The sequence below is a fragment of the Streptomyces sp. NBC_00122 genome (genome assembly GCF_045160845.1).
Classification (GTDB): Bacteria; Actinomycetota; Actinomycetes; order Streptomycetales; family Streptomycetaceae; genus Streptomyces.
This window is the reverse complement of sequence record NZ_CP108191.1, coordinates 6,388,139-6,405,743: the sequence shown is the minus strand read 5'-3', so window position 1 is coordinate 6,405,743 and position 17,605 is coordinate 6,388,139. Positions and strand designations below refer to the sequence as shown.

Here is a 17,605-nt window from a genome sequence, read left to right as displayed (position 1 = left end):
GGATATTTGCAAGCGCGGGCTATTGCGCAGGTGGCCTATCCTGGTGGCGTACGCGGTACCCGCTTCGGAGGAGGAGCCCATGACGGCCACGGACAGCGCGCTCACCGCCCTCTCCCAGGGCTGGTGCGCCCTCTCCCTCCTGCACGGGCGGATCGAGGCGCACATCGAGCGGGAGCTCCAGGCGGGACACGGCCTGAGCGTGCGCGAGTACTCGCTGCTCGACGTCCTGAGCCGCCAGCACGGCGGACCGGGCGGACACCTGCGGATGCACCAGGTCGCCGACTCGGTGGTGCTCAGCCAGAGCGCGACGACCCGGCTGGTCAGCCGGCTGGAGGACCGCGGCCTGCTGAACCGCTACATCTGCGACACCGACCGGCGGGGCATCTACACCGACGTGAGCGAGGCGGGCCTGTCCCTGCTGGCCGCGGCCCGGCCGACGAACGACACCGCCCTGCGCGAGGCGCTGGACGAGGCCGCGCGGAACCCCGAACTGGCCCCGCTGGTCGCGGTGGTGGAGAACACCCGGGCCGGCTGAGGGCTGCGGGGCAAGGCGCATTCCTCGCACTCGTCCATGGCAATGGAGTCGCCAAGTGAGGTGACCTGCCGGCACCTTCCAGCGGATCGCCGGAACGGCTGAGTCGGCTCGGTCGGGCTTCGGTGCGCCAGAGCTCTCCGGCGCGCAAGGCACTCCGAAACGGGGTTGGTCAGCGGGCTGTTGTCGCTGAGCGCCGGGTCGCGGAGGTATGAGAGTGCGGGCTCGGCCACGTCCCCGGAGGCGGGCCGACCTCGGGTGCGACCGGATGGCAGTGTGCGGGATTCTGTTCGTGCCGCATACCGGCATCCGGTGGGAACGACGCGACGACATCCACGAAGCCTTCCCCGGCCTTGCCACACATGCCTCATCACACACCGGCACGTTCAACGCGCCTTGGTGAGGACCTCTAAGGCTTGAAAGGGCTCGGGGACGCCGAAGGAGGTGTGGAGCGGGAGCTCGTGGGTGGCGGGGACGCCGACGAGGGCACGGACTTCGACGGTGAGACCGAGGCCCCCGTGGGAGTCCGCGTCGCGGACGGCGTGGTGCTCGGGCCCGGCGTCGGCGCGGAGCTCGGGTCCGGCATGACGGACGGCGACGGCCGGGGAGTCGGCGTAGGGGACCCGATCTCGGGCGGCGCCGCGGGCGGCGCCGGGCGGACGGGAGGCGGCTCGGGGGCGAGCACGAGGTAGCCCACCATGGCGGCCGCCGCCGCGGCCAGCCCGGCCAGGGGCAGCCCGAGGCTCCGCAGCCGCGCCACGGGGAACCCGGGGAACCGCCGTACGTGCGGCCCCGGCGGATCGGCCGGGCGCAGCTCGCGGACCGTCACACCGGCCGCGCGCGCGTCCAGGGCCTCCCGCAGCCTGCGCTCGACGGGGCGTTCGCCGTACGTCATACCCGTCCCTCCAGAATCCGTTCCAGCGCGTCCAGCGCCCGGCTCGCGTTCGACTTCACCGCTCCCCGGCTGATCCCGAGGGTGGTGGCGATCTCCGCCTCGCTGAGCTCGGCCCAGTACCGGAGCACCAGGACCTGGCGTCGGCGCGGGCTCAACCGGCCCAGCGCGGCGAGCACTTCGCGGTGCGCCTCGTCGAGGACCACGTACGCCTCCGCCGACGGTACGTCTGCCGCCGCGGGCGGCGTCCAGGCCCGAGCGGTCCGCCTGCGGCGCAGGACCGAGCGCGAGGTGTTGACGACGGCGGTGCGCAGGTAGCCGAGGGCGTTGTCCACCTCGGTGATGTGCTCCCCGTGGCGGCGGTACAGGGCGGTGAAGGCGTCCTGGACCACGTCCTCGGCGGTGGCCGGGTCGTCGACGAGGAGCACCGCGAGGCGGACCATGCGCAACCGGTGCGCGTGGTAGAGCGCGGTCACGGTGGGCGGCGGATCGCCCGGGCTTCCGGTCGTGTCGTGGAGGTACGGGTACCCGTACGGCCGGGGCACGGCGGCCGGGGCGGAGCTGTCGCGGCGCAGCAACGACCACAGGCCCCGCCACGCCCGGCCGAAGCCGGGCGTGAGGGGGCCGACGGATGGTGCGAGGTGGAGCACGGTGTTCCTCAGCCGTTGGCGCGGCGCCGCACGGCGTACAGGGTCCCGGCGCCGGCGGCGATGAGCACGGCGGCCCCGGCTCCCAGTGCGGTGTTGGTCGCGGAGGAGCCAGTATGCGCGAGCTCGGACCCGGCGGGCGAAGCCGAGGGCTGGGGGGCGCCGCCGGGAGCCGCGCTGGGGGCGGCGCTCGGTGCCGCACCGCCGGGCACGCTGACGGACGGGCTCGGCGCGGCACTGCCCGGCACGCTGACGGACGGGCTCGGCGTCGCGTCGGTGGAGGCCGTCTTCGGCGCGGCGCTCGGCGAGGCGCTGGACGCGGGCGCCGGCACCGGCGAGGCGGAGCCCCCCACGGCGAAGGCCGGTCCGGCGAGAGCGACGACCGCCCCGGCGGCGGCAGCGCCGAGGGCGGCCCGGCGGACGGTGCGGGGGACGCGCTTCAGGTTCATCACGGTGGTTCTCCACGGTCGGGTCGAGGGAGCCGGATCGCACCCTTCACCCCCGCACGACGCGCGAACCCCGCCGAGGTTGCCGCCGTCGCGCAGATATTTTTTTCGACCGTGCCCGGGGAGGAGTCAGCCGGGCGGGAGGCCTGCCAGGGCCGTGCCCAGCGTGGCGATGCCCTCCTCGATCTCGCCCGTCGAGCCCGCCGCGTAGCCGAGGATCAGGCCGGGCGGGCCCGGGGTGAGGCGGTGCCAGGAGAGCGGGTGGGTCTTGACTCCGAGGGCCAGGGCCGCCGAGGCCAGGGCCGTGTCCGCGAAGCGGGCGCGGTCGAAGGTGACCATCAGGTGCAGTCCGGCGGCCGCGCCGTGCACCCGGGCCCCCGGCAGCCGGTCCGCGACGGCGCGGAGCATGGCGTCCCTGCGGCGGCGGTGGCGGCGCCGGACGAAGCGCAGGTGGCGCTCCAGTTCGCCGGAGTCCATCAGCCGGGCGAGCACCAGCTGGGCGAGGACCGGGTTGCCGAGGTCGGCGTAGCGCTTGGCCTCGTTCACGGACTCGCGCAGGCGCGGCGGGACCAGCAGCCAGCCGAGGCGCAGGGCGGGGGCGAGGAGTTTGGACACGCTCCCGGCGTAGCAGACGGCCTCGGGCAGCAGGGCGCGCAGCGCGGGGACGGGAGCCCGGTCGTAGCGGTGCTCCGCGTCGTAGTCGTCCTCGATGACCAGTCCCCCGGCGGCCGCCCAGCCGAGCAGGTCGCGGCGGCGCTCACCGTCGAGCACGACCCCGGTCGGGAACTGGTGCGCCGGGGTGAGCAGGACGGCGCCCGCCCCGCTCGCCCGGAGCGCGGCCACGTCCAGCCCGGCCTCGTCCACCCGTACGGGCACCGTCTCCAGCCGCCCGTACTCCAGTTGCTGCCGTGCCCCGAGCGAGCCGGGGTCCTCGACCGCGATCCGGACCACCCCGTCCTCCCGCAGGACCTGCGCCAGCAGCCCCAGGGCCTGGGCTACCCCCGCGACGACCACCACGTCGTCGGGGTCGGCGCGGATCCCCCGGTTGCGGGCCAGCCAGCCGACGACGGCCTCGCGCAGCGCGGGCGCGCCCTGCGGGTTCCCGTAGCCGAAGTCGGCGGGGGTGAGCCCGGCGAGCACCCGCCGCTCGGCCTGGAGCCAGGCGGTACGGGGAAAGGCGGTCAGGTCGGGTACTCCGGGCGAGAGGTCGATCCGGCAGGGCACGGCCCGCAGGGCGTCCACCAGCCCTCCGCGCGTGGGGGCGGTGGCGGTGGGCCCGGCCGCCGGGGGCGGGGCGGCGACGACGACCGTGCCGCCCCGGCCCCGGCCGGACACCTGACCGGTCTCGGCGAGGCGCTGGTACGCCTCGGTGACCAGCCCCCGGGAGACGCGCAGTTCCGCGGCGAGCACACGGCTGGCCGGGAGCCGACTGCCGACCGGCAGGGTACCGTCGGCGATGGCGGCGCGGAGCCGGCCCGCCAGCCAGTCGGTGCGGCCTCCGGGAGGGGCCTGGCCGATGTCGAGCTGGAGGAAGTCCGATCCGCTTTTGGACCCCTCGTCCCGGCCTTCATTGGACCTGCTCATGGGACCATTGTGCCGCGAGGCTGGGCGCATGAAGACGAAGACACCTTCCACCGCCTTCCGGGACCTGGCGCCCGGTATCACCGGGATGGCGCTGGTCGGCAGCAGCGTCACCGTCTCCCGCTCCCTCGTCGACGCCCCGCTGTTCGCCGTCCAGGCCGTCCGGTACACGGCCGCCGCTCTGCTCCTGCTCGCCCTGGCCCGGGCCGCCCGGGTGCCGGTGCTGCGGCCGCGCGGCCGGGAGTGGCTGTGGCTGGCCGGGATCGCGGCGACGGGACTGGTGCTGTTCAACGTGGCCGTCGTACGCGGGGTCGCGCATGCCGAACCGGCCGTCATCGCCGTCGCGGTGGCTTCCGTGCCGATCCTGCTCGGGCTGATCGGTCCCTTCCTGGAGGGGCGGCGGCCCAGCCGTCAGGTGCTGCTGGCGGCTCCCGTGGTCGTGGCCGGGGCCGTACTGGTCGAGGGGACGGGCCGGACCGACGCCGCCGGGGTGGCCTGGGCCGCGCTCGCGCTGGGCTGCGAGGCCGGGTTCACCCTGCTCGCCGTACCGGTGCTGCGCCGGCACGGCGCGTGGGGCGTGTCCGTACACGCGGTGTGGATGGGGGCGGTGATGCTGGCGGGGCTCACGGTGTGTACGGAGCGGCCCTCGGAGCTGCTGGAACTCGGCGCGGCCCAGTGGGCGGCCGCCGGATACCTCGCCGTCATGGTGACGGCGATGGCGTTCCTGCTCTGGTACCGCACGGTGGCCGCCGTGGGCGCCGGCCGGGCCGGGCTGCTGACGGGGGTCGCGCCGCTCGCCGCGGCGGGCGCCGGGGTCCTCACGGGCGGCGGTGTCCCGGGTCCGGCGGTGTGGCTGGGCCTGGCCGTGGTCGTCGCCGGCCTCACGGCGGGCCTGAGGAGCCGGCCCCGCCCCGCGCCCGTGCCGCTCGCGCTCCGCGAGCCCGCGTCCCCTTGAGCACGCCGGTCCTTCTCCCCCGCAGTGTGGCGGCGTGAGCTGCCGGCCCGCACCGACCTGCCGACCCGCCGACCCGCCGGGATCGCCCCGCGGGTTGGTTACGCGGATCCGGCCTGCTTCAGCCGGCTGTTCAGGCGCCGGGTGGGGATGGCTCCCGTACGGTTCCGGGCCCAGCGGTCGGTGCGCGGTCCGGTCCGCTGGGCCCGGTCACGGCCGCCGGGCGTAGCAGAAGAGGTGTTCCTCGGGGCCGGCGACTGCGTCGGCGGGGAGGAAGGGGGCGATGTGGTGGTGCAGCACCTCCAGACCGCTCTCCGTCAGCCTGGCCAGATGGTCCTCCGTCGAGAGGCTGCTGACGGTGACCTCGTGGCCCATCCACTCGATGTCGAGGCCGCGGATGTCGCCGGGGACCGTCGCCATCACGAAGTACCCGCCCGGCGCGACCCAGGACGCCATCCGGTCCAGCGCCGCCGCGACCTCCGGCTGGTCCATCACGAGCAGCGGGAAGAAGGAGCACACCGCGTCGAACCCGCCCGGCGGGGGCGTGTAGGTGCGCACGTCGGCCTGTTCGAAGCGTGCCTGCGGGACCCTCGCGCGGGCCAGTTCGACCATGGCCGCCGAGACGTCGATGCCGGTCACGGCGCAGCCGGCCCGGATCAGTGCCGCGGCGGTGGGCCGGCCGGTGCCGCTGCCCACGTCCAGCACGCGGGCTCCACCGGGCAGCCGTTCGATGAGCCAGTCGAGGGCGTCGAGCTGGCCGGGCAGCAGCCCGAACGCCTCCTCGTAGCGCTCCCCCAGCTCGTCGAACACCTCTGCCGCCGACTTGCGTTGACCCATCGGACCGCTCCTTCGTCTCCGAGGGGACCACCGTACAAGGGAGGGACGGGGCCCAAGGGGCGGTAGCCGATGTTCAGTTCCGCGACCGCACGGCTGCGGCCGGCCAGAGGGGGAGATCAGGTGGAGGCGGGCACGAGGACGACCGCGGTCCCGTACGCGCACACCTCGGTACCGACGTCGGCGGCGTCGGTCACGTCGAAGCGCATCATCAGGACGGCGTTCGCGCCCCGCGACTTCGCCTGTTCGATGAGACGGTCCATGGCCTGGTTGCGGGTCTCCACCAGGGTCTTGGTGAGGCCCTTGAGCTCTCCGCCGATCATCGACTTCAGGCCCGCGCCGATCTGGCTGCCCAGGTGGCGGGAGCGCACGGTGAGGCCGAACACCTCGCCGATCACCTGCTCCACCCGGAAGCCGGGGACGTCGTTGGTCGTCACGACGAGGACGCCGGTCTGCTGCGCGCCGGGTCCGCCGCCGTAGTCTTCGATACCCATGGCCCCCACTCTCGCCCGGGCCGCCGCCGCCCGCATCCGGAGCGGGCGGTATCAGGGCATTCGGGCGGCCGGGCCGAACTCGTGGGCCACGACCACGGCCTGGGCGCGGCTGGACGGTCCCGGCTTGCTCGGCTTCGCCGGTTCACCGGCCGGGATCAGACCGGCCACGCGGTGGAGCGGTTGCCGAGGAAACGGAAGCGGCCCGAGGCGACCTCGTAGAAGAAGAGGCCGTCGCCCGTGTAGGTGCCGTTGGCCTGCTCGAAGGCGTAGGCCTTGGAGACGCCCTCGTACCTGGTCCCCCGCAGGGTGGGGACGAGGTCGCCGCGGCCGACCTGGGCGCGGCCCAGGCCCTGCGCGCACCGGGCCAGGAGGTGGACGGCGTCGTAGGCCTCGGCCGCGTAGGGCGGGGGCCCGATAACGGGCGCGGAAGGCCGTGTCGAAGGCGCGGGCCGCGGGGGCCGCGGCCGGGTCGACCGCGGTGGAGACCAGCAGCCAGCCCTCGGCGCCCGCGCCCGCTTCCTGGAGGAAGCGGAGGTCGTGGACGGCCTGGGTGGCGATGGTCCGGCCCCGGTAGCCGGCCAGGGCAACGGCGAGGCGGGCCGCGCCGGAGGGGCCGCTCCCCGGTCGTCGGACTCGGCGAGCCGGAAGGCGAAGGGCAGGTCGTCGCGGGACGTGAGTTCCTCCACGGCCAGCAGGGCGCCGTCGCGCTGGGCCTTGCCCACGGCCTGGCCGGGGCCGCTCAGGTCGGCCTGGAGGCCGATGGCCAGGATCGGGCGGACGGGGCCGGGACCCTTCTTGTCCGGTGTGGACTCCTTCTCCTTGTCCCGCAGCAGCCAGGCGGCCGTGCCTCCGCCGCCCGCGAGGAGGGCGAGGGCGCCGCCCGCCGCGAGCAGGCTCCGCCGGCGCGGCCGTGCGGGCAGGGATACGGGTACGACTGCCGGGGCCTGAGGGGCGTCCGCGGTCGCTTCAGGCCCGGTCGGCGCCGACGGCACCGTCGTCCGGGTCGGCTCGATGTCGGGCAACTGGAGCATCTGCGCGGAGCGTTCGGCGATCAGCTGGAGCAGTCCGCCGGGCAGCCAGGGGCCGGGGGTGTCCTCGGCGAGGACGTCGCGCAGCTCCGCGGCTGTGGGGCGGTCCCCCGGCGCCTTGGCCAGGCACGCCGCGATCGGGGGCAGCAGCCCTTCCGGGATTCCGGCCGTGTCGGCGGTGTCGTGCACGGTGCGGAACAGCATGGCCTCGGCCGGGCCGGCGCCGAACGGGCGCCGCCCGGACGCGGTACAGCGCCTTGGCCGCGCCCTCGGCGGCCACCTTCAGCAGGTCCCTGGTCTCGTACCCATCGGCGCCCTTGACGGAGGGGCGGCGGCCCGGGTCAGGCGCTGTGCCTGGTCGGGGGTGTGCGGGACGCGGGCCGGGTCGGGGGTGAAGGTGTACGCCGTCGGCAGTGTGCCGGGGGCGGTGGAGGCGGAGGGTGAGGGGGCCGTGTCCGTAACCGACGCCGACGCCGACGGTGCGGGCTTCGGGCTCGCCCCGGTGTCCCCGCCCGACCTGCATCCGCCCAGGGTCAGCATCGCGGCCAGTGCCCCGCCCCACGCCTACGCCATCGTCAACCCACGCCGCATGCACGCCCCCTGAGACTTCGTCGAACCCCCGTGTGACCCTCACGGTAACCGCCGCCGGGCCCGGAGGCCATGAGTACGGGAACCCGGCGGCCCGGGCATGAACAGCGGCGTACGGATTGGGCATATCGGGCTATACGGCGGTGCGCCGACGGCCCGTACCCGCCCGCCCTCGCCATAGTCGTCGGTGGCAGCCGCCTGGTTGCCGCCCCGCGCCGCGCGCAGCCGCCGGGCGGATGTCTTCGTAGAGGAGCCGGCTCATGCTGAAGCCCACCAGGACCATCCTCGCCCTCGCCGCCGGAAGCCTGGTGCTCGGCCTGGTCGGAGCCGGGACCGCGCTCGCCGACGGGGCCTACGGTCGGCACGCCATCGGCAAGGTCGTCTCGAAGGGCCCGCTGAAGGTCCGCAGCAAGCCGACCACCCACTCCCAGGCCGTCGGGCATCTGCAGCCGCACCACAAGGTCGAGATCGAGTGCAAGAAGTACGGGCAGTCGGTCGACGGCAACCGCATCTGGTACCGCCTGCACAAGGAGAACGGCAAGGACGAGCACGACAAGGGCGAGAAGGACAGCTGGCAGAACGGCGGCAACCAGAACGCCGACACGGGCGGCCGCGGGGAGGGCGACAAGGCCTACGGCCAGGAGCACTGGGTCGCGGCCCGTTACGTCAAGAACCTCAGCACGGTGCACTACTGCCGCTGACCCGCGACCCACATCAGGGCCAGGTCAGCGGTCCGGGCGTACGGCGCGCGGCCCCACGCACCGCACACCGTACGCCCGGACCCGTTCGCGCAGTTCGCGGTCGGCCGTGACCACGACGCAGTCGCGCCCCGCGTGGGCCGCGGCCAGCTCGACGATCCGGTCGTCACCGCTCCCGGGCGCCGGGTCCACCCGCACGCCGGGCACGGACTCGACGCCCCGGGCGGCGCCCTCGACGACGAGGATGATCTCCTCGTCGCCGCCCCGCGCCGCCAGCCGGTCGCGCAGCCGCTCGGCCGCGCCCCGCCGGTCCCGCCACCAGCCGTCCGGTACCGAGCCGACGACGTTCGCGGCATCGACGATCAGCACGCCCGTCACGACGGCCGCGCCCTAGAAGTCGCCGTAGTTGACCTGCCAGGTGGGCAGGCCCATCCGGCGCCAGACCGCGACCACCCGGTCCCGGTCGTCGAGCGACACCCGTACCGCGTACCGGTGACGCACGTGCGCGTCGAAGAGTTCCGCCTTCACCAGGTCGTCGCGGCGGGTGTCGCCCGCCGCGCGCATCCACAGCTCGTCGTACGGGACCTGGTGACGCCTCAGCCAGGACTCCGTCTGCGTGCGGAACTCCTCGCTCCGACCCGACAGCAGCACGATCACGTCGCCGTCGGCCCTCCGGAAGGCGTCCAGCGCGTGCCGGACCGGCTCGTTGAGCAGGTCGAACTCGCAGCGCGAGAAGTCGTACGGCCCGCGGTCGCCGGTCAGGGCGAGCGTGCCGTCGATGTCGCACAGGACCGCGGCGGGCAGCGCCGGGTCGGCGACGTACTCCCGCACCGGCGGCACGGCCGTCCCGCCGGACGTGCCGTTGAGCCACTCGGCCGTCAGCCGCCAGCCGCCCTTGCGGGCCTTCTGGTGCTTGTCGGCCAGGACGCGGATGATCTCCTCGCCGACCTGGTTCTCCCGGGCGGCGTCCCGGCGCAGGCACTCCTCCAGCGGGACGTCGGTGAAGTCGTGCACGACGAACGTGGCGAGTCCGCCGACCGCCGCCTTGAGGCGCTTCGGAATGTGCTTGGTCAGGTGGGTGTTGTCGACGACGACGTCGAAACCACCGTCGACGGCCGCGCGGACCGCCGCGTCCTGCACGGCCAGTGCGGTCTGCTCGTGTGCCCAGGAGCGGCCCCGCTCGGGGTCCGGCAGGTCGAGCATGCTCCGCAGGTCGTCCAGGTTGACCCGGCGCATCCGGCCGCCGGACTGCGCCTGGAGGGCGCGCGCCGCGGTCGTCTTGCCGGAGGCCGGCAGACCCGTCATGACGTGCACGACCGGCAGCGGGGCCTCCGGCCGGTCGCTTTCCACGAGCCGGTCCGCGGCCGGTGCGGGCACGCGCGGGGCGGCCTGGCGCGCGGGTGCCGGGCGCACCTCGGCGGGCGTGCTGCCGGGCACTGCTTCGGACACGGCCGTGTTCTCCTCGTCGGTGACGTACGCGTCGCCCGTCTCCGGCCGCACCTGCCGCCAGGAGGTGAGCTCGGTCGGCCGGCCGTCGAGCCGCATGAACATAGCGGCGCGGATGCTCCGGTCGCCCAGTTGCTGGACCGCGCGCGCGAAGGCGCCGCGGTCGGCGGCCAGGTGCGCGAGGCCCGCGTAGGCCTCGTCGACGGCACGCTCGTGGCGGGCCGTCGCGTCCTCCAGGCGGGCGATCACCTCGCGCACCCAGGTGTCGAACTCGTCGGGCACCTGCTCCAGGAGCGCGTCCAGCGGCTTGCCGCCCGAGGCCTCGATGTCGGCGACCGTGCAGTTCAGGCCCTGGGCGAGCTGCTTGGCGGGCAGGCCGGCGAACCGCTGGATGCCGTGTCCGCGCCAGATGTCCCGCTCGGTGACGCCGGTGAGCACCTTGTGCAGGCGTACGTACTCGGACAACTTCGCCTTGGCGCGCACGCCCGAGGCGAAGCGCAGCACGAAGCCCTCCGCGTCGATGCCGGTGGCCGTGGCGCCGCCGGGCAGGGTGTTGGACTCGGTCAGCGCGATCAGCTCGTCGAGCGGCATGGCGGGCCAGACGGTCACGACGGAGCCGATGCCCTCCCAGTGGGGCGCGGCCTCGGCGAGCGGGACCTCGGTGCCGTCCGCCCCGAACGCGGCGAGCAGGACGAGGTCCCGGCGGTCGCCGTAGTCGACGACGATCCGGTTCTGCGGGTAAAGGATCTCGGCGAGGTACGTGGTGCCCGGGCGCAGGGCCGCGGTGTCCTTGGTGTCGAGGAGGCGCTGGGCCCAGGTGGCCTGGGCGCTGATGAAGGAGCCCTTGGAGGCGACCCGCCAGCGGTCCGCGTAGTGGAAGACGACGGCGAGGCTGCCGTCGACCTTGTCGTACACCTCGAACGGCTCGTCCGGGAGGGCGGGGGCGTACGGCTGACCCGACTCGTGCTCGCCGACGTTGAAGAACTTCGGCAGCGGCAGGGCGACGATCGCGCCGGTGGTGTCGTCGGCGACGAGTCCGCGGCAGCGCGTGGTGACCTGGTTCCAGACGCGCTCGTACTGGGCCGTCCTCGAGTACGTGTAGATGGACAGCGGCAGTTCGGGGTGCGACTTGCGGGTCACGTACCCGGCGTCGATCGCGTCCGCCAGCGCCTGAGCGGGCAGCAGGTCATGCAGAGTCAGGTGGTCCTGGCTCATGGGTTCCTCCCAGTTCGAGATGCTGCATTCTCGCCTGCGGAAGGGGCTGTCCGGTACTCGATTACGCCTGGTCGCGCCCCGCGCCCAGGAGGTTGATGTCCCTCGGGCGCAGGATGCGGCCGGGGACCTCGGTGCCCGGTGTGGCGACGGCGATCATGGCGCGGCCCAGTGTCTCGGTGGTGATGACGAGGTCCGGCGCGATCCGGCGCAGCAGCGGAATCAGCGGCGCGGTGACGGCGTACAGGGTCCGGTAGAGCCGGGTCTTGGAAGGCACCCCGCGCACCGGCTGGACGATTCCGGGGCGGAACATGTAGGCCTGGAAGGGCAGTTCGAGCAGGGCGTTCTCGGTCCTGCCCTTCACCCTGGCCCACATGGATCGGCCCCGCTCGGTGCTGTCCGTGCCCTCGCCGGACACGTAGACGAAGGTCAGGCGGGGGTTGGCGGCGGCGAGGGGCCGGGCCACCGCGAGCGTCAGGTCGTAGGTGACGCGCCGGTACTCCTCCTCCTTCATGCCGACGGAGGAGACGCCGAGGCAGAAGAAGCAGGCGTCGTACGCGGCCAGGTCGAGGTCCGGGGCCGAGAGTTCGGACGGGTCGCTTCGGACGCGCTCGCGCAGTTTGGGGTGGGTGACGCCGAGCGGGCTGCGGCCGACGGCGAGGACGCCGGTGACGGAGTCGTCGCGCAGGCATTCGCGGAGCACGCCCCGGCCGATCATTCCGGTGGCGCCGAAGAGGATGACGTTCACATGAAGTCCGCTTGGTGGGTGATGCACAGCTCGTTGCCCTGCGGGTCGGCGAGGGTGGTCCACGCCGAGGGGCCCACCCGGCCGTCGTGGAGGAAGGTCGCGCCCTTGGCGAGCAGCCGGTCGACGACGGTCTTGGGGTCGTCGGAGCCGATGCGGACGTCGAGGTGGACGCGGTTCTTGACCGTCTTGGGCTCGGGGACGAGCTGGAACAGGATCCGCGGGGCGCGTTCCAGGCCTTCCGGGTGGCGGATGGCGGCGCCGATCTTCCACACGAGGGTGCCGTTGTGGGTGGTGGTGTCGGCCTCGCTCGCGTGGCCCGCGGCGATCAGGCCGCGGATGAAGCCCTCGTCGCTCGGCTCCACCTCCCAGCCGAGGGCGTCGGCCCACCAGTCGGCGAGGGGGTGGGGGTCGGCGCAGTCGATGGTCACCTGGAACGTGTATGCCATGGCGGGACCCTACTGAGCGGCCCCGGCCGCCGCCACAGGAGCGGGCGCGCAGGCCCTGGGCGGGGCCGGGTCATCCGGTCGTCGTCCCCGGTGGGCCGCCCCGTCGCGCGGCGCGCTCGGCCCGGTGGGAGGCGAGGAACGACACGAAGGTCAGCAGCCAGGCTCCGACGGCGATCCAGAGGAGGACCTCGCCGAGCGGGCGCAGCCAGGGCACGTCGGCCGGCTCCGCCGCGGAGAGGCAGGCGGTCGCCGTCATGCCGAGCGGGAAGACGGTGGCCCAGCGCCGGATGTCGTAGTGCGTCCGGGGATGGCGCAGTTCGGCGCCGAGGAGGACGGCGTACCAGACGAGGGAGAGGCCGAGCGTCACCAGCGTGACGATCCGCAGGGCCGTGTGCGCTCCCGCGGTCCATACGGGTGACGCCGTGAGCTTGGAGCCGGCCAGGGCGGAGATGGCGAGCGCGCCGCCCGCCACCCAGTGGTCGCCCGCGCCGCCCACGACCTCGCGGAGGTCGAAGAGGGCCAGGGCCGCCACGTAGAGCAGCAGGCCGAGGCAGAAGGCGGCCAGCGCCGCCCAGGCCAGCCAGTCGTGGCGGCCGGCGGCGGCGAGGGTGGCGGCGAGTACGGCGAGCCCCTGGGTGGCGACGCAGCCGAGGAACACCGCCCCCGGCATGCGCCGCCGCCAGTGCCGTACGACGTGCAGCAGGAGCTCCGGCCAGATCACGGCGGCCAGCGCCAGCAGCGCGGCGGCCGCGGTCTGCCAGCCGAGCAGCGAGATCCGGGTTCCGAGCACGGTGGTGGCGGCGACGGCGGTCAGCGCGCCCGGGGTATCGGCGTCGGCCCGGAACCGCCCGCGGTCCGCCAGCAGCCGGGACGCGAAGTCGACGGCGAGTACCAGCCACAGCGCCGCGGCGATGGCCAGCGCGACCAGCGAGACCACCTCGTGCCCGGTCAGGTGCAGGCCGACGGAGAGGATGCCGGCGGCCATGACGGCGGCTCCCGCCGCCGGCGGGAGTCCGGCACACCGGCCGCGACCAGGAAGAGCGCTCACCGCCCCAGCGGACCCCACCGGTCCGCGCCCCGCCAGCCGACACGCCTGAGGCCGCGTCCCGGAAGGGGAACGGGAACGGGAACCGTCCAGGTGGCGTACGCGTCTCCCGCTCCGCCGTCTCGTTCCCTGCCGGCAGGATCCCGGGCCGGACGGCCACAGGGTCGCCCAAACCATCTGCGCGCAAGATCAACGAACTCTGCGCGCGATGCACAGGCGCGACCGCAGCGCGGTCCTAGGCTCGGGGTGAGACGGGGGCCTGCCGGTCCGTCACAGGGGAACGGACCGGCAGGCTTTCTCCGCGCGCCGTCGGCGCCGCGTTCCGGCGCCGGGGTGGCGTCGCCACCGCTCGGCCGGTGGCCGGAACTCGATCTTGCGATAGCGGTTAGGTCTACCTACCTTTGGCTCGCCCGTGTGGGCACACCCATCCCGCACGTCCCTGCCCGTACCTCACGCCTTGCACCCCGGCACGACTTCGGGACCCGTCCCCGACCGAAGGAGCCCCCCATGACCGCACATCTCGAAAGAAACCAGCCGTACGCCGTCGCCCTGTTCCGTATCGTCACGGGACTGCTGTTCGCCTCGCACGGCGCCGCCTCGCTCTTCGGCGTCCTCGGCGGCGCGCACGGCGGCGGCACGGTCCCCGTCGGAAGCTGGCCCGGCTGGTACGCCGCCGCCATCCAGCTGGTGGCCGGCGCCCTGGTCCTGCTGGGCCTCGGCACCAGGGCCGCCGCCTTCGTCGCCTCCGGCTCGATGGCGTACGCGTACTTCACCGTCCACCAGCCGGGCGCTCTCTGGCCGTTGCAGAACGGCGGCGAGTCGTCAGCGATGTTCTGCTGGGCCTTCCTCCTGCTGGTGTTCACCGGCCCGGGCGCGTTCGCCGTGGACAGCCTGTTCACCTCCCGCGCCTCCGACCGCCGGTCCGACGACGAACGCAGCCAGGAGGCCGTGGCCGCGTGAACGCCTGCGGACACGGCTGACGGCACGACCTAGCGCGACGGCGGCGCGACCAGGCCCATCTCGTAGGCGGTGATCACGAGATGGACCCGGTCCCGCGCGCCGAGCTTGCTGAACAGGCGCGCCACATGCGACTTGGCCGTGGCCGCCGAGATGAACAGTTCCTCGGCAATCTCCGCGTTCGACCGGCCCCGCCCCACCAGGGTGAGGACCTCCCGCTCCCGCTCGGTGATCCCCGCGACCGCCCGGAACCCGCCTTCCCCCGCCGCGGGCCCCGCGCCGGGGCCGGGCCCCCGGACGATGTCCGCGATCAGGCGGCGCGTCACCCCCGGTGCGATGAGGGCGTCTCCCGCGGCGACCACCCGGATCGCCGCGAGGATGTCCTCCAGGGCCATGTCCTTGACGGCGAATCCGCTCGCACCGGCGCGCAGCGCCCCGTAGACTTGCTCGTCCTCGTCGAAGGTGGTCAGCACCAGGACGCGGACCGCCCCCGTCTCCCCGGTGATCAGCCGGGTCGCCTCGATCCCGTCCATGCCGGGCATCCGGATGTCCATCACCACGACGTCCGGGCGCAGTTCAGCGGCTCGGCGGACCGCCTCGGCGCCCGTGCCGGCCTCGCCGACGACCTCCAGGTCGGTGGTGTCGGCGATGAGGACGCGCAGGCCCGACCGGACCAGCGGCTGGTCGTCCACGAGCAGGACGCGGATCGCCCGCGCCTCGGGTGCGCCGGTCATCGGGCCTCCTCCACGGCGCCCGCGTCGACGGGCAGCGGGAGGACCGCCTCGACCCGGAAGCCGCCGCCCGCCCTCGCACCGGCGCTGAACCGGCCGTGCAGCAGGCCGACCCGTTCGCGCATCCCCGTGATGCCGAATCCCGTGCCCCGGGGGCCGCCGGGCGCGCCGCGCCCCTCGTCGACGATCTCCAGCGTCAGCTCCTCGGCCCCGTAGCCGATGGTCACCCGGCACTGCCCGGTGTCCGCGTGGCGGACCACGTTGGTCAGCGCCTCCTGCACGATGCGGTACGCCGACAGGTCTATCTCCGGCGGCAGTTGGCGATCCGCCCCCTCACGCCGGACCTCGACCCGGACTCCGGCGTCGGCGGTCGTGGCCACCAGCGCGTCGAGGTCGCCGAGTCCGGGAGCGGGTCCGAGCGGGGGCTGCCCGTCCGCCCCGCCGGCCCCGTCGGGCTGGGCCTGGCGCAGGGCGACCAGCGTACGGCGCAGGCCCGCCAGGGTCTCGCGGCTGGTGGCCTCGATGGCCCGCAGTGCCGCGCTCGCCTCGGCCGGCTGGGTCTCGATGACCCGGCTGCCGACTCCGGCCTGGATGGCTATCACGCCGATGCTGTGGGCGACCATGTCGTGCAACTCGCGGGCGATGCGCAGCCGTTCGGCGGTCACCGCCTCGGACACCTCTTTGGAGCGCAGTTCGACCGTGTGCTCCCGGCGTTCGCGGAAGACGACTCCGGTCATGTAGACGGCGCCCAGCGACAGGAGGGCGATCAGGCTCGTGCTCATCATGTCGTAGGGCCCGGAGGTCAGCAGCCCGACCGCCGGGGTCTCCACGACCAGCACCATGCTGACGGCGATGACCGCGGTACGGCGCGGGCGGGTGGCGACGATGACACCGAGGACGAGGTCCGACGCCAGGAAGACGAGGAACCGCCCGGGACTGTGGTCCCTGGCCGCCCCCGCGACGAGCATGCCGGCGAAGAGGGTCAGTCCCAGCGCCGCGAGGGGCTCGCGCCGCAGCAGGGCGGTGAGCGGGGTCAGGGCGAGCAGCAGCACTGCCGCCATGAGCGGGCCGGAGGCGTACGGGACCCCGCCGATGAGCAGACCCACGACGAGGGAGTAGAGCCCGGCTCCGCCCCATGCCCGCAGGGCCGTCCCGGGTTCGGGCATCAAGGTGCCCGCTCCGTTCTCGCCGGGCCGACCGCTCGCACCGGCCTTGCTGTTGTTCGTAATTGCCGAATCGTCCATGCCGTGACCGTAGCCAGCCGGCCCGGGCCCGGGCATCGGCCCCCGGATGTACACCCACGGGCCGGTGCGCCCACGGCTTTGCCACCGGCCGTCCGATGTGCGCCGACGGTCCGCCCCGGCAGGCTGGACGCGTGATCGAAGTCAAGGAACTCACCAAGCGTTACGGCGCCGGGGCCGCCGTCGACCGGCTGTCCTTCACGGCCGGACCCGGCACGGTCACCGCGCTCCTCGGCCCCGCCGGGGCGGGCAAGACCAGCGCTCTCCGGCTGATCCTGGGCCTGGAGTCCCCCACGGCGGGGACGGCCGCGGTGGGCGGCGTCCCGCTGCGCGGCCGGCCGCGCAGCCCGCACCAGGTCGGCTCCCTGCCGGCGCCGACCGCCCTGCGCGGCCGCCGCACGGCGGGCGCGCTGCTGTCGGCGCTGGCCCGCGACCAGGGCGCCGGGCCGGGGCGGGTGGCCGAGGTGCTGGCGCAGACGGGCCTGGCGCGGGAGCCGCGGCGGCGCGTACGGACGTACTCCCCGGCGATGCTGCAGCGGCTGCGCATCGCGGCCGCGCTGCTCGGGGATCCCCCGGTGCTGCTCTTCGACGAACCCCTCCGCGGGCTGGACCCCGAGGGTGTGCGGTGGGCGCGCCGGCTGCTGCGGGCGCTGGCCGCCGAGGGCCGCACGGTCGTGGTCACCGGGGAGCGCGCGGGGGAGGTCGCCGGGACCGCCGACCGGCTGGTCGTCCTCGGACGGGGGCGGCTGGTCGCCGCCTTGTCCGCGGACGAGTTCGCCGCCCGGCGCGCCGCGGCCCGGGTCGTGGTGGGCACGCCGCGCGGCGCCGATCTGGCCGCCGTGCTGAGGGGCGGGGGCGCGACGGTCGTACGGACCGGTGCGGCGGGACGCGAGCGGCTCGCGGTGACCGGGATGACGGCGGAACGCGTCGGCGCGCTCGCCACCGAGCACCGGATCGTGATCCTCGAACTCGACACCCGTACCCCCTCACCGGAGGAGGCCCTGCGCGAACTCACCGCGCCCGTCCCCGACTTCCCCGGCTTCCGCGGCTTCCCCGGCGCCGAAGGGCAGCCGATAGCCTGAATGGC

At 74.5% G+C, this 17,605-nt stretch carries 20 protein-coding genes; 7 read left to right on the top strand and 13 right to left on the bottom strand.

Features of this window, described 5'->3' with window-relative positions; genetic code table 11:
• Nucleotides 1-79 precede the first annotated feature (79 nt).
• Nucleotides 80-535 carry a MarR family transcriptional regulator gene (locus OG737_RS29120; RefSeq protein WP_328929186.1) on the top strand — a complete coding sequence of 152 codons (456 nt, stop codon included), beginning with the start codon at nt 80-82 and terminating at the stop codon, nt 533-535.
• A 443-nt stretch (nt 536-978) separates the two neighbouring features.
• Nucleotides 979-1,224: a hypothetical protein gene (locus OG737_RS29115; RefSeq protein WP_328929185.1), complete on the top strand. Its 246-nt coding sequence runs from the start codon at nt 979-981 to the stop codon at nt 1,222-1,224.
• A 199-nt stretch (nt 1,225-1,423) separates the two neighbouring features.
• Here the strand turns inward: OG737_RS29115 and OG737_RS29110 are convergent, their stop codons facing one another.
• The 3 genes from OG737_RS29110 to OG737_RS29100 all read right to left on the bottom strand — a co-directional run bounded on the left by OG737_RS29110 (nt 1,424) and on the right by OG737_RS29100 (nt 4,101).
• Entirely contained in the window at nt 1,424-2,074 is a 651-nt protein-coding gene (locus OG737_RS29110) for a SigE family RNA polymerase sigma factor (protein WP_328929184.1), read from the bottom strand.
• A gap of 8 nt (nt 2,075-2,082) precedes the next feature.
• Nucleotides 2,083-2,520, bottom strand: coding sequence for an LPXTG cell wall anchor domain-containing protein (locus tag OG737_RS29105; protein ID WP_405677096.1), 438 nt, complete (start codon nt 2,518-2,520; stop codon nt 2,083-2,085).
• A gap of 126 nt (nt 2,521-2,646) precedes the next feature.
• Nucleotides 2,647-4,101, bottom strand: a complete 1,455-nt coding sequence (locus tag OG737_RS29100) for a PLP-dependent aminotransferase family protein (RefSeq protein ID WP_328929182.1) — start codon at nt 4,099-4,101, stop codon at nt 2,647-2,649.
• Between the two features lie 28 nt (nt 4,102-4,129).
• On the opposite strand from OG737_RS29100, the gene OG737_RS29095 reads away from it, so the two are divergent.
• The gene (locus tag OG737_RS29095) at nt 4,130-5,053 is read left to right on the top strand and encodes a DMT family transporter (protein WP_405922172.1); all 924 of its coding nucleotides are present in this window, start codon (nt 4,130-4,132) and stop codon (nt 5,051-5,053) included.
• A gap of 207 nt (nt 5,054-5,260) precedes the next feature.
• On the opposite strand, the gene OG737_RS29090 is transcribed toward OG737_RS29095, so the two are convergent.
• From OG737_RS29090 to OG737_RS29080, 3 genes are all read right to left on the bottom strand, one after another.
• Nucleotides 5,261-5,887, bottom strand: coding sequence for a class I SAM-dependent methyltransferase (locus tag OG737_RS29090; RefSeq protein ID WP_405677101.1), 627 nt, complete (start codon nt 5,885-5,887; stop codon nt 5,261-5,263).
• A gap of 116 nt (nt 5,888-6,003) precedes the next feature.
• Entirely contained in the window at nt 6,004-6,378 is a 375-nt protein-coding gene (locus OG737_RS29085) for a YbjQ family protein (protein ID WP_328929179.1), read from the bottom strand.
• Nucleotides 6,379-6,533: 155 nt separating this feature from the next.
• Entirely contained in the window at nt 6,534-7,595 is a 1,062-nt protein-coding gene (locus tag OG737_RS29080; RefSeq protein WP_405922171.1) for a hypothetical protein, read from the bottom strand.
• 262 nt (nt 7,596-7,857) lie between these two features.
• On the opposite strand from OG737_RS29080, the gene OG737_RS29075 reads away from it, so the two are divergent.
• Nucleotides 7,858-8,010 carry a hypothetical protein gene (locus OG737_RS29075; protein WP_405677103.1) on the top strand — a complete coding sequence of 51 codons (153 nt, stop codon included), beginning with the start codon at nt 7,858-7,860 and terminating at the stop codon, nt 8,008-8,010.
• Nucleotides 8,011-8,254: 244 nt separating this feature from the next.
• Nucleotides 8,255-8,695 (top strand): hypothetical protein, encoded by a 441-nt coding sequence (locus tag OG737_RS29070; RefSeq protein ID WP_328929177.1) that lies wholly within the window; start codon nt 8,255-8,257, stop codon nt 8,693-8,695.
• Nucleotides 8,696-8,719: 24 nt separating this feature from the next.
• On the opposite strand, the gene OG737_RS29065 is transcribed toward OG737_RS29070, so the two are convergent.
• The 5 genes from OG737_RS29065 to OG737_RS29045 all read right to left on the bottom strand — a co-directional run bounded on the left by OG737_RS29065 (nt 8,720) and on the right by OG737_RS29045 (nt 13,529).
• On the bottom strand, nt 8,720-9,070 hold the full coding sequence (locus OG737_RS29065) for an NTP pyrophosphohydrolase (RefSeq protein WP_405677105.1): 351 nt from the start codon (nt 9,068-9,070) through the stop codon (nt 8,720-8,722).
• Between the two features lie 12 nt (nt 9,071-9,082).
• Nucleotides 9,083-11,353, bottom strand: a complete 2,271-nt coding sequence (locus OG737_RS29060; protein WP_405677107.1) for an AAA family ATPase — start codon at nt 11,351-11,353, stop codon at nt 9,083-9,085.
• 61 nt (nt 11,354-11,414) lie between these two features.
• The gene (locus OG737_RS29055; protein WP_405922170.1) at nt 11,415-12,098 is read right to left on the bottom strand and encodes an epimerase; all 684 of its coding nucleotides are present in this window, start codon (nt 12,096-12,098) and stop codon (nt 11,415-11,417) included.
• Entirely contained in the window at nt 12,095-12,544 is a 450-nt protein-coding gene (locus tag OG737_RS29050; protein WP_405677111.1) for a VOC family protein, read from the bottom strand. The genes OG737_RS29055 and OG737_RS29050 overlap by 4 nt, the downstream gene beginning before the upstream one ends.
• A 70-nt stretch (nt 12,545-12,614) precedes the next feature.
• Nucleotides 12,615-13,529 carry a tellurite resistance/C4-dicarboxylate transporter family protein gene (locus OG737_RS29045; protein ID WP_405922169.1) on the bottom strand — a complete coding sequence of 305 codons (915 nt, stop codon included), beginning with the start codon at nt 13,527-13,529 and terminating at the stop codon, nt 12,615-12,617.
• A gap of 567 nt (nt 13,530-14,096) precedes the next feature.
• Here OG737_RS29045 and OG737_RS29040 point away from each other — a divergent pair.
• Nucleotides 14,097-14,549, top strand: coding sequence for a DoxX family protein (locus OG737_RS29040; RefSeq protein WP_328929171.1), 453 nt, complete (start codon nt 14,097-14,099; stop codon nt 14,547-14,549).
• A 29-nt stretch (nt 14,550-14,578) separates the two neighbouring features.
• Here the strand turns inward: OG737_RS29040 and OG737_RS29035 are convergent, their stop codons facing one another.
• Together OG737_RS29035 and OG737_RS29030 are read right to left on the bottom strand one after the other, a co-directional pair.
• Nucleotides 14,579-15,280, bottom strand: a complete 702-nt coding sequence (locus tag OG737_RS29035; RefSeq protein WP_405922168.1) for a response regulator — start codon at nt 15,278-15,280, stop codon at nt 14,579-14,581.
• Complete coding sequence (locus tag OG737_RS29030; protein WP_328929169.1) at nt 15,277-16,521, bottom strand: sensor histidine kinase; 1,245 nt, start codon at nt 16,519-16,521, stop codon at nt 15,277-15,279. Before OG737_RS29030 ends, OG737_RS29035 begins: the two co-directional genes overlap by 4 nt.
• Nucleotides 16,522-16,652: 131 nt before the next feature.
• Here OG737_RS29030 and OG737_RS29025 point away from each other — a divergent pair, with 131 nt between their 5' ends.
• Nucleotides 16,653-17,600, top strand: coding sequence for an ATP-binding cassette domain-containing protein (locus OG737_RS29025; RefSeq protein WP_328929168.1), 948 nt, complete (start codon nt 16,653-16,655; stop codon nt 17,598-17,600).
• The last annotated feature ends 5 nt before the right edge of the window (nt 17,601-17,605 follow it).